The sequence below is a fragment of the Phyllobacterium sp. TAF24 genome, from assembly GCF_052113785.1.
Taxonomy (GTDB): domain Bacteria; phylum Pseudomonadota; class Alphaproteobacteria; order Rhizobiales; family Rhizobiaceae; genus Phyllobacterium.
The window spans coordinates 180774-196831 of sequence record NZ_JBFRDN010000006.1 but is presented as its reverse complement, the minus strand read 5'-3'; the positions used below and the strand labels follow the sequence as shown (position 1 = coordinate 196831).

Genomic DNA, 16058 nt, shown 5'->3' with positions numbered 1-16058 from the left:
GGACGGCATAAAGAAGAGCCAGGCGTTCCCAAGCCATGTGCATGAAAATTGCCACGATGAGTCCGGCTTTCAGGACCATAAAAAGCAGTATCAACGACCATCTGAGATAGCCATGAATACCAATATAGTCGACCATGTAAGAACAGATGCTCAGGACAAAAAGTAATCCCCATACCACGAGATAGAGCTTGATCGGGTGCTCCTGATGCGCCTCGCTATGAATTGCTGGTCCTGTTGTGTTGGTTGTAGATTGTGTCATCGTGCTGACCTCACCACAGATAGAAAAAAGCAAAGATGAATACCCAGACCAGATCGACGAAATGCCAGTAGAGACCGGTGATTTCGACGATCTCGTAATGGCCTTTTCTGCTGGTGAAAAAACCACGTTTTTCGGTGTCGAAATCTCCCCGCCAGACCTTGCGGGCAATGATGACAAGAAAGATGACGCCAATCGTGACGTGGGTTCCATGGAATCCCGTAATCATGAAAAAGGTTGAGCCGAATTGCGCCGCTCCCCATGGATTCTCCCATGGGCGCACGCCTTCCGTAATGAGCTTTGTCCATTCGAACGCCTGCATGCCGACGAACATGACCCCGAACAGAGCCGTCAGCAGCATCAGGATTGCCGTTTTGCGCCGGTCGCGCCGATATCCGTAGTTGACGGCCATCGCCATGGTTCCGCTGCTGCTGATAAGCACAAAAGTCATGATGGCGATCAGGATAAGGGGGACTTCCTGCCCGCCGATGTTCAGGGCAAAGACTTCGCTGGGATTGGGCCAGGCAACGGGCGTGGACATGCGCGCCGTCATATAGGCAAGCAGAAAGCATCCGAAGACAAAAGTATCACTGAGCAGAAATATCCACATCATGGCTTTGCCCCAGGAAACATTCTTGAACGTTCGCTGGTCTGAAGCCCAGTCCGAAGCAAAACCGCGCATACCCTCTGGTAATGGAAGCGGCGCTTTGGTTTCAGTCTGTGTGACTTGAGACATCATTGATCTCCTAGGTCAGCAGTTGTCGGCAGATATCGACAAAATCATTCGCCCAACCCGCGAACAGGGCAAAAAGAACAAGCCAGACCAAAAGCATGAAATGCCAGTACATTGCGCACAGCTCGATACTGAGGTGGACCTGTTGCGCCGTCTTGCCTTGCAATACTTTGCCAGTTGTCCGGCCGAGCACCAGAAGTCCGCCGAGAATGTGCAGGCCATGCATGCCGGTGATCATGTAGAAGAAGCTGTTGGCAGGATTGTCGGCGAGCAGGTAACCCGCAGATACAAGTTCCCGCCAGGCGAAAACCTGTCCGACAAGAAAGCCGATACCAGTGATTAAACTCGCCAGAAGCGCGAATTTCATCGTTTCGTCATCGCCTTGTTGCGCCAGTGATTTTGCCAGCTCCAGCGTAATGCTGCTGACCACGAGTGCAGCCGTATTGACCCAGAGCACCCTTGGTATGGGGATTGCCCACCAATCGTCTGATCCCATGCGTATGAAATATGCGCTGATGAAGAGGGTGAATAATGCACCCACGACAGCGAGAAATACACCGAGACCAATCTTTTCGGTCGCTATCGATGACCGGGTGAAGTGGGAAAAGCTACTGACCTTTTCCGCTTCAAGCCAAGGTTTTGATGTCAGGCGCTGCTGTGCCATCCACCAGATGATGATGGACGCAAGCAAAGCAAGAAAGATCAGGACCGCACTCATGTCGAATGCTCTTTGGATCGTCTTTCAGGATCCGGCTGGTTCTGCGGGATGAAATCCTCCGGCGCACCGGGAACACTGTAGTCGTAGGCCCAACGATAGACGACCGGCAGATCCTTGCCCCAGTTTCCGTGTGGTGGCGGGGTTGTTGGTGTCTGCCATTCGAGCGTTGTCGCCCGCCAGGGATTACCGCCCGAGTCTTTGCCCCTACGAAGGCTCCAGGCTGCGTTGAACAGGAACAGGATTTGAGCTGCCCCGACGGTCCACGCCATCAGCGTGATGAAAATATTCAGATCATGCGCCGATGTTGGATTAACAACGGTTTCGCCCAATTCGTAATAGCGCCGCGGCGCTCCCAGCAAGCCGAGATAGTGCATGGGGAAGAAAATCAGATAGGCACCAAGGAAGGTCACCCAGAAGTGTATCCTGCCCATGGTCTCATCCAGCATTCGCCCGGTGATCTTGGGATACCAGTGATAAATGGCGCCGAAGATCACCATGATCGGTGCAACGCCCATCACCATGTGAAAATGCGCAACCACGAACATCGTATCAGAGAGCGGAACGTCCACGACAACGTTGCCGAGGAACAAGCCGGTCAGGCCGCCATTCACGAACGTGACGATAAAGCCGAGTGCAAACAGCATCGGGATCGTCAGATGGATATCGCCGCGCCAAAGTGTGAGCACCCAATTATAGACTTTGATGGCGGTAGGCACCGCAATGATGAGGGTTGTCGTGGCAAAGAAGAAGCCGAACTTCGGGTTCATGCCGCTCACATACATATGGTGCGCCCATACGACAAAGCTCAAGGCACCGATTACCACGATTGCCCAGACCATCATGCGATAGCCGAAGATGTTCTTCCGGGCGTGGGTACTGATCAGATCTGATACGATACCGAAGGCCGGTAGCGCCACGATATAGACTTCGGGGTGGCCAAAGAACCAGAACAGGTGCTGGAAGAGAATGGGACTGCCTCCGCCATGTTTGAGCTGCTCTCCCATTTCCACGATTGCAGGCATGAAGAAGCTGGTTCCGAGAATGCGATCAAACAACATCATGACTGAGGCAACGAAGAGAGCAGGAAAGGCCAGCAACGCCATAACCGTTGCAGTAAAAATGCCCCAGATCGTCAGGGGCATGCGCATTAACGTCATCCCGCGCGCGCGGCCCTGCAGTACGGTGACCACATAGTTCAATCCACCCATGGTGAAGCCGATGATGAATAGAATGAGTGAGGTCAGCATCAATATGATGCCCCAATCATTGCCGCCCGGGGTGCCTGAGAGCACGGCCTGAGGCGGATAGAGCGTCCAGCCAGCGCCGGTTGGACCGCCCGGCGCGAAGAACCCCGCAACGAGAACAAGTACGGCGAGCAGATAGAGCCAGTAACTCAACATGTTTGCATAGGGGAACACCATATCCCTTGCACCGAGCATTAACGGGATCAGGTAATTACCGAAGCCTCCCAGAAACAGTGCAGTCAGCAGATAGATCACCATGATCATGCCGTGCATGGTGATGAACTGATAATAGTGTTCCGCATCGATGAAGGCGAAATAGCCGGGGAAGGCGAGTTGCAATCGCATCAGCCATGAGAGCACCAGTGCTACCAGACCGATCGATATGGCGGTCAATGAATATTGGATGGCTATGACCTTGGCGTCCTGGCTGAAGACATAGGTCGTCCACCAGCTATGCGAGTGGTAAAGCTCGACATCTTCGACTTCCGCTGCCGGAATGGTGTCGTCAATGCTGGATGGGATATTGACCATCGAATGCCCTCCCTTTGGTTACTCTCCTCCCGAAGAGTTACGCCGCCTCACTGTGTCGTCTTAACTTCTCCCGACGCCATCATCTGCGTGAATGTGTGTTGTTGCTCCAGCCACGTCTGATAGTCGGCCTCGGTGTCGACCACGACGGTCCCGCGCATCTGGGGATGTCCGACGCCGCACAATTCCGCGCAAAGGACTTCGAAGGTACCGGTCCGTGTGGGGTTAAACCAGAAATAGGTGACCATACCGGGAACCATGTCCATCTTTGCCCGGAATTCAGGGACGTAAAAGTCGTGCAGGACGTCGACGGAGCGTAGAAGCATCTTCACCGGTTTGCCTATTGGCACATGCAACTCGCCGCCTTCAACAATGATGTCGTCCAGACCCGCCGCATCGTTCTTCTTTACACCCAAAGGGTTGTCACTGCTGACGTCGCGGGTGTCTGATGTGCCAAGCTGACCATTAGCGCCCGGGAGGCGAAAGCTCCATTGCCACTGCTGGCCAACGACCTCAACATTGGTGGCGTCCTGCGGAACGGTGACGAATTGATTCCAGACAAACAGGCCCGGAGCCAGCATGGCCACGACCCCGATGGTGGTAACCGTGGCGAGCCAGAATTCCAGTTTTCTATTTTCGGGCTCGTAGTGAGCACGATTTCCCGGCTTGTGCCGAAAGCGGAAAACGCAATAGGCAACAAACAGCACCACCGCGACAAATACAAAACCGGTAATCCAGAATGTAATGATGATTGTATTGTCGATGTAGTTCCAGTTGGACGCAATTGGCGTCCACCACCAAGGACTCAACAGATGAAAGAGAACTGAAGCAACCGCAATGACAACCAGAACAAGTACGACCGCCATTTCTTGTCCCCTCCCTGCCAGAATTGGCTGTGGACATGAATTCGCAACGCGCAGTGTTTTTAGAATAGCATTTCGTGCAGGAGAAATACAGGCAATCTAATTTTGGTGAACAGCTATCAGCAAGAACGACGGATTCACATGGCCAGTTTATACTGGTTGCTGGAGGATTTGATCCTTTCGGGGCAGATATGGACGCCCCGCTTCCTGGAATCTAACACCGGTTGCTAGGCCTTGGAGGGGCGCGCCGCCAGACGCAGGACGGCGGCAATGGCACCTTCAAGAATGTCATCAGACAGTGCGGGATCATCGACAGCGCGCGCTAGCTGAAGCGATCCCACGACCAGTGCAAACATAGCGCGAGCCGTTTGATGGGCATCGTCGGGGTCATGCCCGGGCAACTGCCGTGCAATCACTTCGATCACCGCATTGAATCGCGTGGTGTAAGCATGCCTGATTTCGGGAGATTGCCTGCTAATCTCTGGTAGAAGTGCGGCGGATGGGCAGCCATGCCCCCGATCATCGCGATGGCTTGGGCTTAGATACTGCCGCAACACTGCTTCAAGCCCGTGTTCGCTGATATTTCGCGATATGGCTTGGAGCTGTGCATCAAGAGTTTGTTCAACACATTCCCTCACCAAATCATTCTTCGACGAGAAATGCGTGTAGAACGCCCCGTTTGTCAGACCGGCATCGGCCATGATCGCTGCGAGCCCAACTGCGGATACTCCCTGATCTCTGAACTGCTTCGAAGCCACCTCGGTGATCTGCTGCCGGGTGCTTTCCTTATGTCCTTTTTCATAGCGCATGCCGATCTCCCAATCCGGTTGTTTTAGCTTATTGCATTATGATCGTAATGTGATATTATAGTCGTAATGCAATCGCAGTTCAAGCAGCTTTACCCATTGCTGCGTTTTGACCCCAAAAGGAGGGTTTTATCATGACACGTCTACTTCTCGTTACAGCCGTTGCGGTTACTCTTGCTGCCTGCTCTACATCAGGCGGACCATCACGCTTAGCAAGTTACAAGGCGAACACCGGGTACGCTTTCAAGACAGACATCGACAATGGGAAAGTTTCGTCGACGAGCAAAGCGCCAGCAAATGGCCCCCGCCTCGGTTTTACCGGTTTCTCGGGCACGCAGATAATTGGTGGTATAAACTGAGCGAGTGAGCGATGTCCTGTAAACGAAAGGCTCTGTACATTCCCAACTAACGATCGAGAGGTGAACAGATTAGGCATGACAGCGGCTGACTCCCTGATTGCCTCGAAGTTTGAAGGCTGAAGGCTGAAGGCTCATGTATTTTCAATACAAATTTGAAAATGTTTGACGTGAAAATATATGTCGTTCAGTTGACTTAAGCAGGTAGAACCGGGACAGAAATAGGCAACGGTTAGACATTTATTGAACAAGCTGAGGAGTCACGCATGTCCCGAAATACATATTATGCACCCCATGGCGGACATCCCCAGCAAAACCAGCTGCTTACAGGGCGGGCTGTTTTCACCGAGGCATATGCGGTCATTCCTGGTGGCGTGATGCAGGATATCGTCACCAGCGCTTTGCCATTTTGGGACAAAACCCGTTGCTGGATCATCGCCCGGCCTCTGTCCGGCTTTGCCGAGACTTTCTCACAATACATTATGGAAGTTGCGCCCGGGGGAGGCAGCACCCGTCCTGAGCTGGATAAAGGTGCCGAGGGTGTACTCTTCATTGTGGAAGGCGAGTTGCAGCTGACGCTCGCCGGTGAGATTCACGTCATGCGGCCGGGAGGCTATGCATTTATTCCTCCGGCGACGGATTGGTCAGTTCTGAACGTGACCAGTGCCTTCGCGCGCTTTCATTGGATTCGCAAATCCTACGAGGCTGTCGATGGCATCGATATTCCAACACCACTGGTTCTTAATGAACACGATATCGAGCCTTCTGTAATGCCTGATACGGAGGGCCGGTGGGCAACCACCCGCTTTGTGGACCCGGCGGACATGCGCCACGATATGCACGTCACCATTGTCACGCTTCAACCAGGAGCCGTCATTCCGTTTGCTGAGACACATGTGATGGAACATGGTCTCTACGTGCTTGAAGGTAAGGCGGTTTATCGCCTCAATCAGGATTGGGTTGAGGTCGAAGCCGGTGATTTCATGTGGCTGCGTGCCTTCTGCCCACAGGCGTGCTATGCAGGAGGTCCTAATCCATTCCGCTATCTGCTCTATAAGGATGTCAACCGTCACATGAAACTTACGTTTCATCGGAACGCTTGAAGCGGTTCTGCATCAATAAAATATTGAAGCTGTTTCGCCCATGCTTGCGGAAATCAGAGCCTAGCATCCCCGCGGCGGAAGACGCACAATCAATGTGGCAGTGGCAACACTGAGGAGGGACTGGCCGTGGAGGAGTATGCGCCAGTTTTCTCTTGATTACAGACATTTGTAAACTCAAAACAGGCAGCCATGCGACTCGCCAAAACAGGCGGTCATGCAGCAACCGGAGACTCGGCGTGAGCCAGGGGAGGAATTATGCTCGAAAAGCTTTTCAAGCTGAGAGAACACAACACAACGGCGCGCATCGAGATGCTCGCCGGACTGACGACATTCCTGACGATGTCGTACATCATCTTTGTCAATCCAGAAATCCTGTCATCGACGGGTATGGACCGCAATGCGATCTTCGTTGCGACCTGTATCGCAGCGGCTCTCGGGTCGCTGGTCATGGCGCTCGTGGCCAACTGGCCCATCGGCATGGCGCCGGGGATGGGGCTCAACGCCTTCTTCGCCTTCACCGTGGTGGCTGCGATGGGCTTCACCTGGCAGCAGGCGCTGGGTGCTGTTTTCATTTCAGGATGTATTTTCCTCGTGCTCACCGTCACGGGCGTGCGCAGCTGGCTTGTCGCCGGAATTCCCAAATCGCTGCGCAGTTCCATTGCGGCGGGCATCGGGCTTTTCCTTGCATTCATTGCACTGAAAAACTCAGGGATCATTGTCGCAAACCCTGCAACATTTATCGGATTGGGTCATCTGGGCAGCACGCCTGCCTTGTTCGCAATTCTGGGTTTCTTCATCATCGCTGTTCTTGATGCGCTTAAAATACGCGGTGCAATCCTGATCGGAATTCTAGTTGTCACCGTCCTGTCCATGCTGGTTGGCGCAAGCGAGTTCAAGGGCGTATTCTCTGCACCGCCAAGTCTCGCTCCGACATTCCTGCAGCTCGATATTATGGGCGCGCTACACACGGGTCTGTTGCAGGTCATTCTGGTGTTTGTCCTTGTCGAGGTGTTCGATGCGACGGGTACGCTGATCGGTGTGAGCAAACGGGCTGGCCTCATTGAAGAGGGTAAACCCAATCGTCTGGGCCGCGCTCTATTTGCCGACAGTACGGCTATCGTTGCAGGTTCGCTACTCGGTACCAGCAGCACGACGGCCTATGTGGAAAGCGCATCCGGCGTTCAGGCTGGAGGACGAACAGGATTGACAGCACTCACCATCGCCATCCTGTTTCTGGCTGCGCTCTTCATCGCACCGCTGGCTGGTTCTGTTCCGGGTTATGCGACGGCACCAGCCTTGCTGTATGTTGCCGGTCTCATGATGCGCGAACTTATCGACATCGAATGGGCTGACATTACGGAGTCGACTCCGGCAGCGCTGACTGCGCTGATGATCCCGTTCACCTATTCGATCGCCAATGGTCTGGCTTTTGGTTTCATCAGTTATGTGGTGCTGAAAACCTTCACCGGACGGGTCAAGGACGTGCATCTGGCAACCTGGCTTGTCGCGATCCTCTTTGTCGTTCGCTACACGCTGTTTCCTGTGTGAAAATCGGGCCTGGATGCATCGCGCATCCGGGCCCTTCTGTTTCCAAACCGGAGTAAAGGACCCATCAATGACTGAGGAAAGCTCGACAGGCGGAATTATCGACGCATTGCTCGATGCCATGGAACATCAGATTATTCCAATGACCGAAGAGGGTGTGGCGGCAGGCAACAAGATCTTCGGCGCCGCAGTGCTGCGAAAATCAGACCTGTCGGTTGTGCTGGCCGAAACCAACAATGAAACTGAGAACCCACTTTGGCATGGTGAGGTTCATACGTTGAAACGCTTCTATGAGGTGAATGAAGACAAGCGGCCTGATCCCAAGGAGTTGATCTTTCTGTCGACCCACGAACCCTGTTCCATGTGCCTTTCAGCCATTACTTGGGCTGGGTTCGACAATTTCTATTACTTTTTCAGCCATGAGGATTCGCGCGACGCTTTCGCCATCCCGCATGATCTGAAGATATTAAAGGAAGTCTTCACGTTGGAACCGGGCGGCTATAACAAGGAGAACGCATTCTGGAAGAGTTATGCCATCCACGCGTTGATTGCGGCGCAGGCCGAGCCGGAGCGAGGCAGATTGCAGGCTCGCGCTGCCAAGATCAGCAAAAAATATGCTGATCTCTCCGACCAGTACCAGTCCAGCAAGGACCAGAACTCAATCCCTTTGAACTGATGATTTGGCTGACGCTTGCTTGAAGCGTCAGCCATCAATTTTCAACGGATAATGAATGGCTCGCTGTAGAAATATTCCTGCAGATTGATGCCGTCACCACCGCGATCCACGACGACAAAATCAGAGATGCTGCCAAGCGGTGTCAGGATTCCGTGCCAGATATTGCGATGGATATTCACGCCCTGTCCCGGCTGGGTCACAAAGGCGATGGGGTTTCCGGCGCCTGCCGCCTCATTGGGAGCTACTACAACCAGAAATGGATGGGTCGACAGGGGCATGAAGGCCTGACTGCCAAGGGGATGCCGTTCTACCATGGCGAGCTTCAACGGCAATTCATAAGGCTTGCCGCGCAGGAGGCTGATCATGACGCGGGCATTTTCACCCGATGTTTCGACCTTCGCCAGATCATGATAGCGGTCGCACATGCCGTGGTTGATGGGGAAACTCGATGATCCCGGTACCTCAATCACGTCCCCGAACGGCGCGAAAACCTCGCGGGACAGGGGTTGAACCAAAATCTCGCGCATGGGCTGTGACATGTTCACTCCTCAATTTGGCAGCAAAGCTCGCAGACGAAGCAGGGCAATCCTCTCCACCTGTTGGCAGGCTGTGTTGAATTCGGTCTGCTGGTCGTTCTTGATCCGCGTCCGGAAGGCATCAAGGATTGCATCCTTGCTGTGATCCTTGACGGCGATGATGAAGGGGAAGCCAAAGGTCTCGACATAGAGCCCATTCAATGCTTCGAACTGCGCGCGTTCCGTATCGGTCAGCGCATCGAGACCAGCGGATGCCTGTTCCTGCGTCGAGCTTTCGGTAAGTCTTTTTGCTTGCGCCAGTTTTCCGGCCAGATCAGGGTGGGCCTTGAGCACCGCAAGTCGTTCATTCGGCGATGCGCTGCGGAATATACTGGTCAACACGCCGTGAAGCCCCGCAGCATTGTCGTGGCTATGGGAAAGTTCGCAGGCAAAGGCACGCTGTGCAATCCATTGCGAATGTTCGAATACGCCGCCGAAGCGATCGACAAATGCAGCTTCCATCAGAGCCGACGGGCGGAGCTCGGATGCCCGATAGGGATGGGTTTTTGCCCAGTGCCGGGCAATATCGATACGGCGGGCCAGCCAGACATGGCTGTGGCTCTGCACATAATCGATAAAGCGGGTAATGGCGGCTGTTCGTCCCGGTCTGCCGGCAAGACGGCAATGCAGGCCGATGCTCATCAATTTTGGAAATCCCGCTTCGCCTTCGGCATAAAGCGTATCGAAACTGTCTTTGAGGTAAGCGAAGAATTGCTCGCCGGAATTGAAGCCCTGCGGCGTGGCAAAGCGCATATCATTGGCGTCAAGCGTATAGGGGATGATCAGCTGGTGCCGGTCACCCATTTCGTGCCAATAGGGCAGATCGTCGGCATAGGAATCGGAAACATAATCAAATCCGCCTTCCTCGGTGGCAAGGTTCACAGTGTTGACGGAGCAGCGGCCAGTATACCAGCCTCTTGGGCGTTCGCCTGTGATGGCCGTATGTATACGGATGGCCTCGCGCATATGCTCACGCTCGGCGTCTTTTGTGTAGTCCTTGTATTCGATCCATTTGAGCCCGTGCGATGCGATCTCCCAGTTGGCATCCAGCATGGCTCGAACCTGCGCTGGCGAGCGCTGCAAAGCGGTGGCCACACCATAGACTGTCAGGGGGACATCCTTCCCGGTAAACAGGCGATGCAGGCGCCAGAAACCGGCACGGGCGCCATATTCGTAAATCGACTCCATGTTCCAGTGCCGCTGACCTTCCCAGGCCTGCGCCCCGACGATCTCCGAGAGGAAGGCTTCGGAAGCGGCATCGCCGTGCAGCACGCAATTCTCGCCGCCTTCCTCATAGTTGAGAACGAACTGGATGGCGATTTTCGCATTGTCAGGCCAATCGGCCTGTGGCGGGATTTCTCCGTATCCATGCAAGTCCCGGGGATATCTCATGGCAGCCACCTGTCCTCCACTATGCTGGTTCGATCCCCTGAATAATCAAATAAGCGGCAATTCATTCCCCCAGAAAATTTTGAAAGTCCTGTAATCAAGCGGTGCCTACTCCGCAGCGCCCGGGGCGGGCAAACTAAGCGATGCAAAAGTGGAAAGTCCGCCTTGGGAGGGAGGAACGCTCATGAGTCTTCAGAACGAAACATCAGGCCGTCTGACGACGCATGTGCTTGATACGGCAAGCGGAAAGCCTGCCGCTAATCTGCAAATCGATCTTCTTCGCCTTGAAAGTGACCGGTTTTCGACGCTGCTTAGCATACGTACCAATCAGGATGGACGCTGTGATGCGCCGCTTCTGGCCGGAGCAGAGATGCGTTCCGGCACTTATGAGTTGCGTTTCCATGTCGGCGCCTATCTCGGGGAACAGCAATCTGGGGATCGGGTGCCGTTTCTCGATGTGGTGCCGATACGCTTTGGCATCGGCGACGAGGAGGCTCACTACCACGTGCCCTTGCTCGTTGCGCCTTATGGCTACTCAACCTATCGCGGGAGCTGATCAGTTATGGAAGTACAGACCCGTAATAGCGTCCGTTTTCTGCTCAATGACAAGTTCGTTGAACTCAGCGACTTGCCTGCGACCCAAACGCTGCTTGATTTCCTGCGGATTGAGCGCCGACTGCGTGGGACAAAGGAAGGATGTGCCGAGGGCGATTGCGGCGCCTGCACGGTTCTCGTCGGGCGCTTGACCAATGGCCAGCTCACCTATGAATCGGTCAATGCCTGTATCCGTTTTGTCGGATCGCTCGATGCCTGCCACGTCGTAACCGTCGAGGCGCTTGCCGGCGCCGATGGCACCTTGCACCCGGTGCAGAAGGCGATGGTCGATACCCATGCCTCGCAATGTGGTTTTTGCACGCCGGGTTTTGTCATGTCTCTTTATGGACTGTGGATGCATAATCCCAATCCGGCTGTGCGAGACATTGAAAAGGCACTGCAGGGCAATCTCTGCCGCTGCACCGGCTATGCCGCAATCATCCGGGCGGCTGAAAGTGTATCGGCGCGGGGGAATGYGAACAATGATCCTCTGGTTGCCGAGCGCGCACGGATCATTGAACAGCTTCAAACGTTGAAGGACGGCAAACGCGTTGAGGTGGGTGTCGGCAAAGAGCGGCTCGTTCTTCCCGCTAATGTCGATGACTTTGCCACCTTTATGGAGGCTAATCCCGGCGCAACCATTATTGCCGGTTCCACCGATGTCGGGCTCTGGGTAACCAAGTTCATGCGGGAGATTGGACCCGTTGTCTTCACCTCTCATCTGGACGAATTGCGCCTCATCACGATGGATGATGAAGGTCTGAAGTTAGGGGCAGGCGTCAGCTATACCGATGCCTATCCCGTGATTACAAGAATCTTTCCCGATCTGACCGAATTGTGGAATCGCATCGGCGGCGAACAGGTGCGCAATATGGGAACTATTGGCGGCAATGTTGCCAACGGGTCACCCATCGGCGATACGCCGCCCGCGCTGATCGGGCTTGGCGCAAACGTCCTTTTGCGCAAGGGGCAGAACCGCCGTTCCGTGCCGATCGAAAAGTTCTTTATCGAATACGGCAAACAGGACCGCACGCCGGGAGAGTTCGTCGAGGCGATCCATATTCCGTATCTCAAGCAGGGTGAACTATTTGCCGTTTACAAAATATCGAAGCGGTTGGATGAGGATATTTCATCGGTTTGCGGTGCTTTCAAAGTTACCTTGGATTCACACGGCATAGTCGAGGCAGCAGTGATTGCCTTTGGCGGCATGGCGGGCACGCCAAAACGTGCCGCTACGGTCGAGCAGACGCTGATTGGTTCCCCATGGAACGACGAGACAATTGAACAGGCCATGGCGGCGTTTGCCACGGATTTCACCCCGTTGACTGATTGGCGCGCTTCGGCGGATTACCGGCTGCTGTCAGCAAGAAACCTATTGCGCCGCTTCTATCTGGAAACCACTGGCGAAGAGAATGTCAGGCTGAACCGCTATACAGCGGCTGTCGGCTAGGAGGGTATCATGAACTCAATCCAGCCGATTGCACGGATTAAAGGCGGTGTCCATGAGCATCAGCCGCATGAATCCGGGCACAAACACGTCTCAGGTTCTGCCGAGTATATCGACGATATGCCAGAACCTGCCGATACGTTGCATGCCTATCTCGGCCTGTCGCAACGCGCCCACGCGGAAATCGTATCGATTGATTTCGAAGCGGTCAGGGCATGTGAGGGGATTATCGATGTTCTGACGGTCGATGATATTCCCGGCCATAATGATGTGAGCCCGGCGGGCAAGCATGACGATCCGGTCTTTGCAGTGGGCAAAGTGGAATTTCACGGCCAGCCAATGTTCGCTGTGATTGCCGAGACGCGGCAGGCGGCGCGTTACGCCGCTTCAAAGGTCAAGGTGGAATATCGCGATCTCGAGCACGCCATTGACGTGCTTGAGGCGGAAAAGGCGGGATATCCGCTGGTTGTTGACCCGCTCAAACTTGAACGCGGTGATATTACCATCGGACTCGCGCAGGCAAAGAACCGCCTGAGTGGTGAAATGCGCATTGGCGGTCAGGATCACTTCTATCTCGAAGGTCACATTGCCTTTGCCATACCGGGAGAAGATGATGAGATAACGGTCTTCTCCTCCACCCAACATCCAAGCGAAACCCAACATATGGTTGGCCATGTGCTGGGCGTTCCCTCCAATGCAGTCACGGTGAATGTGCGGCGCATGGGCGGCGGCTTTGGTGGCAAGGAAACGCAAGCCAATCTCTTTGCAGCCGTTGCGGCGGTTGCTGCCAAAAAATACCGGCGGGCAGTAAAAATCAGACCGGACCGCGACGATGATATGATTGCTACGGGCAAACGGCATGATTTCCATGTGGCTTATGATCTCGGCTTTGATGATGAAGGCAGGATTGAAGCGGTAGACGCAACTTTTTCAGCGCGCTGCGGGTTTTCCGCCGACCTCTCCGGTCCTGTAACAGACCGGGCGCTGTTCCATGCCGACAATTGCTATTTCTATCCCAATGTCCGGCTGCGCTCGCGCCCGCTGAAAACCAATACCGTATCCAACACGGCATTCCGTGGTTTTGGTGGGCCGCAGGGAATGGTTGGTGGTGAACGGATGATTGAGGACATTGCCTATGCGCTGGGCAAGGATCCGCTGGATATCCGCAAAGCCAATTTCTATGGCGATGAAGGCCGGAACCTCACGCCCTACCATCAGACCGTTGAAGACAATATCATTCCTCAAATCGTGGCAGAGCTTGAGGCCTCGTCTGATTATGCGGCGCGGCGGGAAGCTGTTCTGGCGTTCAATCGGAAAAGCCGGATTATCAAGAGGGGCATCGCACTGACGCCGGTGAAATTCGGCATCTCCTTCACCAAGACCGAATATAATCAGGCCGGTGCGCTGGTCCATGTCTATACCGATGGATCGATCCACTTGAACCACGGTGGCACTGAAATGGGGCAGGGGCTCTACACCAAGGTGGCGCAGGTGGTTGCCGATGAATTTCAAGTCGATCTCAACCGCATCAAGGTCACTGCCACAACGACCGCGAAAGTACCCAACACTTCGGCGACTGCGGCGTCGTCGGGTTCCGATCTCAACGGAATGGCGGCAGCCAATGCGGCACAGCAGATCAAAGCGCGGCTGGTGGATTTCGCCGTTGAACACTATGGCGTTGCCAAGGATGAAGTGCTCTTCGAACCAAACACGGTTCGGGTTGGCAACCTGCTGGTGCCATTCCCCGACTTCATCAAGGCCGCCTATGGTGCACGCGTGCAGCTTTCGGCAGCGGGCTTCTACAAGACACCCAAAATCCACTGGAACCGTTCCGAGGGCCGGGGGCGACCATTTTACTATTTTGCCTATGGTGCCTCGGTGTCTGAGGTCAGCATCGATACGCTGACCGGCGAATATCAGGTTGATCGAACCGATATCCTGCATGATGTCGGCAAGTCGCTTAACCCATCGCTTGATCTCGGTCAGGTCGAGGGCGCCTTCGTGCAGGGCATGGGTTGGCTCACCACAGAGGAACTCTGGTGGGATGCCAAGGGGCGCCTGCGCACCCATGCACCATCCACCTACAAAATCCCGTTGGCTTCCGATCGCCCGCGTCAATTCAATGTGAATCTGGCAAGCTGGTCGGTTAATCGGGAGGAGACAATCCGCCGCTCCAAGGCGGTTGGCGAGCCGCCATTCATGCTGGCCATTTCGGTGCTTGAGGCGATCTCCATGGCCGTTGCCAGTGTTGCGGATTACAAGATTGCGCCGAGGCTGGATGCACCGGCAACGCCAGAGCGTGTGCTGATGGCTGTCGAGCGGCTGCGTGTCGCCCGAAACGGGAAGTGATTGTCCCATGCCGTCGAACCGCGATGATATCAGGGACTTTCTCAACCGGCGCAAACATGTGGTGTTGGTCGAGGTAAAAGCAGCAAGCGGTTCCACGCCGCGCGAGGCGGGTGCGTGGATGCTGGTTGCGGTCGACTGCATTTTCGGCACGATCGGCGGTGGTCAACTCGAATTTATGGCCATTGACCATGCCCGCAAACTGCTCAATCAGGGCGAGGCAGATGGTGACGATATTTCCATCCCGCTTGGGCCTGAGATCGGGCAGTGCTGTGGTGGGCGAGTTGCCCTTGGCTTCAAGCGGCTGGACCGGCAATTGCGGGCGACGCTTGTTGAGAAGGTCGATCTTGAGATCGCACAACGTCCGCATGTCTATGTCTTCGGCGCCGGTCATGTCGGTGACGCCTTGGCCATGGCCTTATCGCTGGCACCGCTGCGCATTGTTCTTGTGGACACGCGCGAGATCGAGCTTTCCGCCACGCGAGTTCCGGGTATCGAGACCTGTCTGACGGCCATGCCTGAGATGGTTGTGCGCGATGCCCCGGCAGGCAGTTCCTTTGTTGTCCTCACTCACGACCATGCACTTGATTTTCTGATCACCGCCGAAGCATTGGCGCGGGGTGATGCCGCCTATGTCGGCATGATCGGCTCGAAGACCAAAAAGGCTACATTCCGCAATTGGCTTGAGCGCGAGGTTGGCCGCCCGGAAATCTTTGACAGGCTGGTTTGTCCCGTGGGAGGAACTGCGGTCAAGGACAAACGCCCGGCGGTTATCGCTACGCTTGCTGCTGCTGAGATCATGACCTCAGCGCTCAACCATCAGTTTGGCCAGGACAACCTTTCAAAGCAAAAACTACGACTTCACGCCTGATCTACCAT

16 protein-coding genes are annotated in these 16058 nt (G+C 54.8%); 8 read left to right on the top strand and 8 right to left on the bottom strand.

Features of this window, described 5'->3' with window-relative positions; genetic code table 11:
- The 6 genes from AB4Y96_RS08060 to AB4Y96_RS08035 form a co-directional block, all read right to left on the bottom strand.
- Window positions 1-259: cytochrome C oxidase subunit IV family protein (locus tag AB4Y96_RS08060; RefSeq protein ID WP_441916546.1), on the bottom strand; the 259-nt coding region annotated here is incomplete at its 3' end.
- A gap of 10 nt (window positions 260-269) precedes the next feature.
- On the bottom strand, window positions 270-992 hold the full coding sequence (locus tag AB4Y96_RS08055; protein ID WP_441916545.1) for a heme-copper oxidase subunit III family protein: 723 nt from the start codon (window positions 990-992) through the stop codon (window positions 270-272).
- Window positions 993-1002: 10 nt separating this feature from the next.
- Window positions 1003-1707 (bottom strand): cytochrome c oxidase subunit 3, encoded by a 705-nt coding sequence (locus AB4Y96_RS08050; protein ID WP_441916544.1) that lies wholly within the window; start codon window positions 1705-1707, stop codon window positions 1003-1005.
- The gene (gene ctaD / locus AB4Y96_RS08045; protein ID WP_441916543.1) at window positions 1704-3482 is read right to left on the bottom strand and encodes a cytochrome c oxidase subunit I; all 1779 of its coding nucleotides are present in this window, start codon (window positions 3480-3482) and stop codon (window positions 1704-1706) included. The genes AB4Y96_RS08050 and ctaD overlap by 4 nt, the downstream gene beginning before the upstream one ends.
- A 47-nt stretch (window positions 3483-3529) precedes the next feature.
- Window positions 3530-4345, bottom strand: coding sequence for a cytochrome c oxidase subunit II (locus AB4Y96_RS08040; RefSeq protein ID WP_441916542.1), 816 nt, complete (start codon window positions 4343-4345; stop codon window positions 3530-3532).
- A gap of 224 nt (window positions 4346-4569) precedes the next feature.
- Window positions 4570-5151: a TetR/AcrR family transcriptional regulator gene (locus tag AB4Y96_RS08035; RefSeq protein WP_441916541.1), complete on the bottom strand. Its 582-nt coding sequence runs from the start codon at window positions 5149-5151 to the stop codon at window positions 4570-4572.
- Window positions 5152-5282: 131 nt separating this feature from the next.
- Here AB4Y96_RS08035 and AB4Y96_RS08030 point away from each other — a divergent pair, with 131 nt between their 5' ends.
- The 4 genes from AB4Y96_RS08030 to AB4Y96_RS08015 all read left to right on the top strand — a co-directional run bounded on the left by AB4Y96_RS08030 (window position 5283) and on the right by AB4Y96_RS08015 (window position 8828).
- Entirely contained in the window at window positions 5283-5507 is a 225-nt protein-coding gene (locus AB4Y96_RS08030; RefSeq protein WP_441916540.1) for a hypothetical protein, read from the top strand.
- Between the two features lie 263 nt (window positions 5508-5770).
- Window positions 5771-6607 carry a bifunctional allantoicase/(S)-ureidoglycine aminohydrolase gene (locus AB4Y96_RS08025; protein WP_441916539.1) on the top strand — a complete coding sequence of 279 codons (837 nt, stop codon included), beginning with the start codon at window positions 5771-5773 and terminating at the stop codon, window positions 6605-6607.
- A 255-nt stretch (window positions 6608-6862) separates the two neighbouring features.
- Window positions 6863-8155, top strand: a complete 1293-nt coding sequence (locus AB4Y96_RS08020) for an NCS2 family permease (protein ID WP_091881541.1) — start codon at window positions 6863-6865, stop codon at window positions 8153-8155.
- A 67-nt stretch (window positions 8156-8222) separates the two neighbouring features.
- Window positions 8223-8828: a deaminase gene (locus tag AB4Y96_RS08015; protein ID WP_441916538.1), complete on the top strand. Its 606-nt coding sequence runs from the start codon at window positions 8223-8225 to the stop codon at window positions 8826-8828.
- Window positions 8829-8869: 41 nt separating this feature from the next.
- Here the strand turns inward: AB4Y96_RS08015 and AB4Y96_RS08010 are convergent, their stop codons facing one another.
- Window positions 8870-9355 (bottom strand): ureidoglycolate lyase, encoded by a 486-nt coding sequence (locus tag AB4Y96_RS08010; RefSeq protein WP_441916554.1) that lies wholly within the window; start codon window positions 9353-9355, stop codon window positions 8870-8872.
- Window positions 9356-9376: 21 nt separating this feature from the next.
- Window positions 9377-10795: an allantoinase PuuE gene (puuE, locus tag AB4Y96_RS08005; RefSeq protein ID WP_441916537.1), complete on the bottom strand. Its 1419-nt coding sequence runs from the start codon at window positions 10793-10795 to the stop codon at window positions 9377-9379.
- A 181-nt stretch (window positions 10796-10976) separates the two neighbouring features.
- On the opposite strand from puuE, the gene uraH reads away from it, so the two are divergent.
- From uraH to xdhC, 4 genes are read left to right on the top strand one after another with little or no spacing between them, the layout of a single operon-like run.
- Window positions 10977-11348 (top strand): hydroxyisourate hydrolase, encoded by a 372-nt coding sequence (uraH, locus tag AB4Y96_RS08000; protein WP_441916536.1) that lies wholly within the window; start codon window positions 10977-10979, stop codon window positions 11346-11348.
- 6 nt (window positions 11349-11354) lie between these two features.
- Complete coding sequence (xdhA, locus tag AB4Y96_RS07995; protein WP_441916535.1) at window positions 11355-12836, top strand: xanthine dehydrogenase small subunit; 1482 nt, start codon at window positions 11355-11357, stop codon at window positions 12834-12836.
- Window positions 12837-12845: 9 nt separating this feature from the next.
- Window positions 12846-15182: a xanthine dehydrogenase molybdopterin binding subunit gene (gene xdhB / locus AB4Y96_RS07990; RefSeq protein WP_441916534.1), complete on the top strand. Its 2337-nt coding sequence runs from the start codon at window positions 12846-12848 to the stop codon at window positions 15180-15182.
- A gap of 7 nt (window positions 15183-15189) precedes the next feature.
- On the top strand, window positions 15190-16050 hold the full coding sequence (gene xdhC, locus AB4Y96_RS07985; RefSeq protein ID WP_441916533.1) for a xanthine dehydrogenase accessory protein XdhC: 861 nt from the start codon (window positions 15190-15192) through the stop codon (window positions 16048-16050).
- The last annotated feature ends 8 nt before the right edge of the window (window positions 16051-16058 follow it).

What these genes read in the sequence shown, in the direction of transcription:
- AB4Y96_RS08055 (WP_441916545.1), bottom strand. Translation starts at nt 992, where the DNA reads ATGTCTCAAGTCACACAGACTGAAACCAAAGCGCCGCTTCCATTACCA.
- AB4Y96_RS08050 (WP_441916544.1), bottom strand. Translation starts at nt 1,707, where the DNA reads ATGAGTGCGGTCCTGATCTTTCTTGCTTTGCTTGCGTCCATCATCATC.
- ctaD (WP_441916543.1), bottom strand. Translation starts at nt 3,482, where the DNA reads ATGGTCAATATCCCATCCAGCATTGACGACACCATTCCGGCAGCGGAA.
- AB4Y96_RS08040 (WP_441916542.1), bottom strand. Translation starts at nt 4,345, where the DNA reads ATGGCGGTCGTACTTGTTCTGGTTGTCATTGCGGTTGCTTCAGTTCTC.
- AB4Y96_RS08035 (WP_441916541.1), bottom strand. Translation starts at nt 5,151, where the DNA reads ATGCGCTATGAAAAAGGACATAAGGAAAGCACCCGGCAGCAGATCACC.
- AB4Y96_RS08030 (WP_441916540.1), top strand. Translation starts at nt 5,283, where the DNA reads ATGACACGTCTACTTCTCGTTACAGCCGTTGCGGTTACTCTTGCTGCC.
- AB4Y96_RS08025 (WP_441916539.1), top strand. Translation starts at nt 5,771, where the DNA reads ATGTCCCGAAATACATATTATGCACCCCATGGCGGACATCCCCAGCAA.
- AB4Y96_RS08020 (WP_091881541.1), top strand. Translation starts at nt 6,863, where the DNA reads ATGCTCGAAAAGCTTTTCAAGCTGAGAGAACACAACACAACGGCGCGC.
- AB4Y96_RS08015 (WP_441916538.1), top strand. Translation starts at nt 8,223, where the DNA reads ATGACTGAGGAAAGCTCGACAGGCGGAATTATCGACGCATTGCTCGAT.
- AB4Y96_RS08010 (WP_441916554.1), bottom strand. Translation starts at nt 9,355, where the DNA reads ATGCGCGAGATTTTGGTTCAACCCCTGTCCCGCGAGGTTTTCGCGCCG.
- puuE (WP_441916537.1), bottom strand. Translation starts at nt 10,795, where the DNA reads ATGAGATATCCCCGGGACTTGCATGGATACGGAGAAATCCCGCCACAG.
- uraH (WP_441916536.1), top strand. Translation starts at nt 10,977, where the DNA reads ATGAGTCTTCAGAACGAAACATCAGGCCGTCTGACGACGCATGTGCTT.
- xdhB (WP_441916534.1), top strand. Translation starts at nt 12,846, where the DNA reads ATGAACTCAATCCAGCCGATTGCACGGATTAAAGGCGGTGTCCATGAG.
- xdhC (WP_441916533.1), top strand. Translation starts at nt 15,190, where the DNA reads ATGCCGTCGAACCGCGATGATATCAGGGACTTTCTCAACCGGCGCAAA.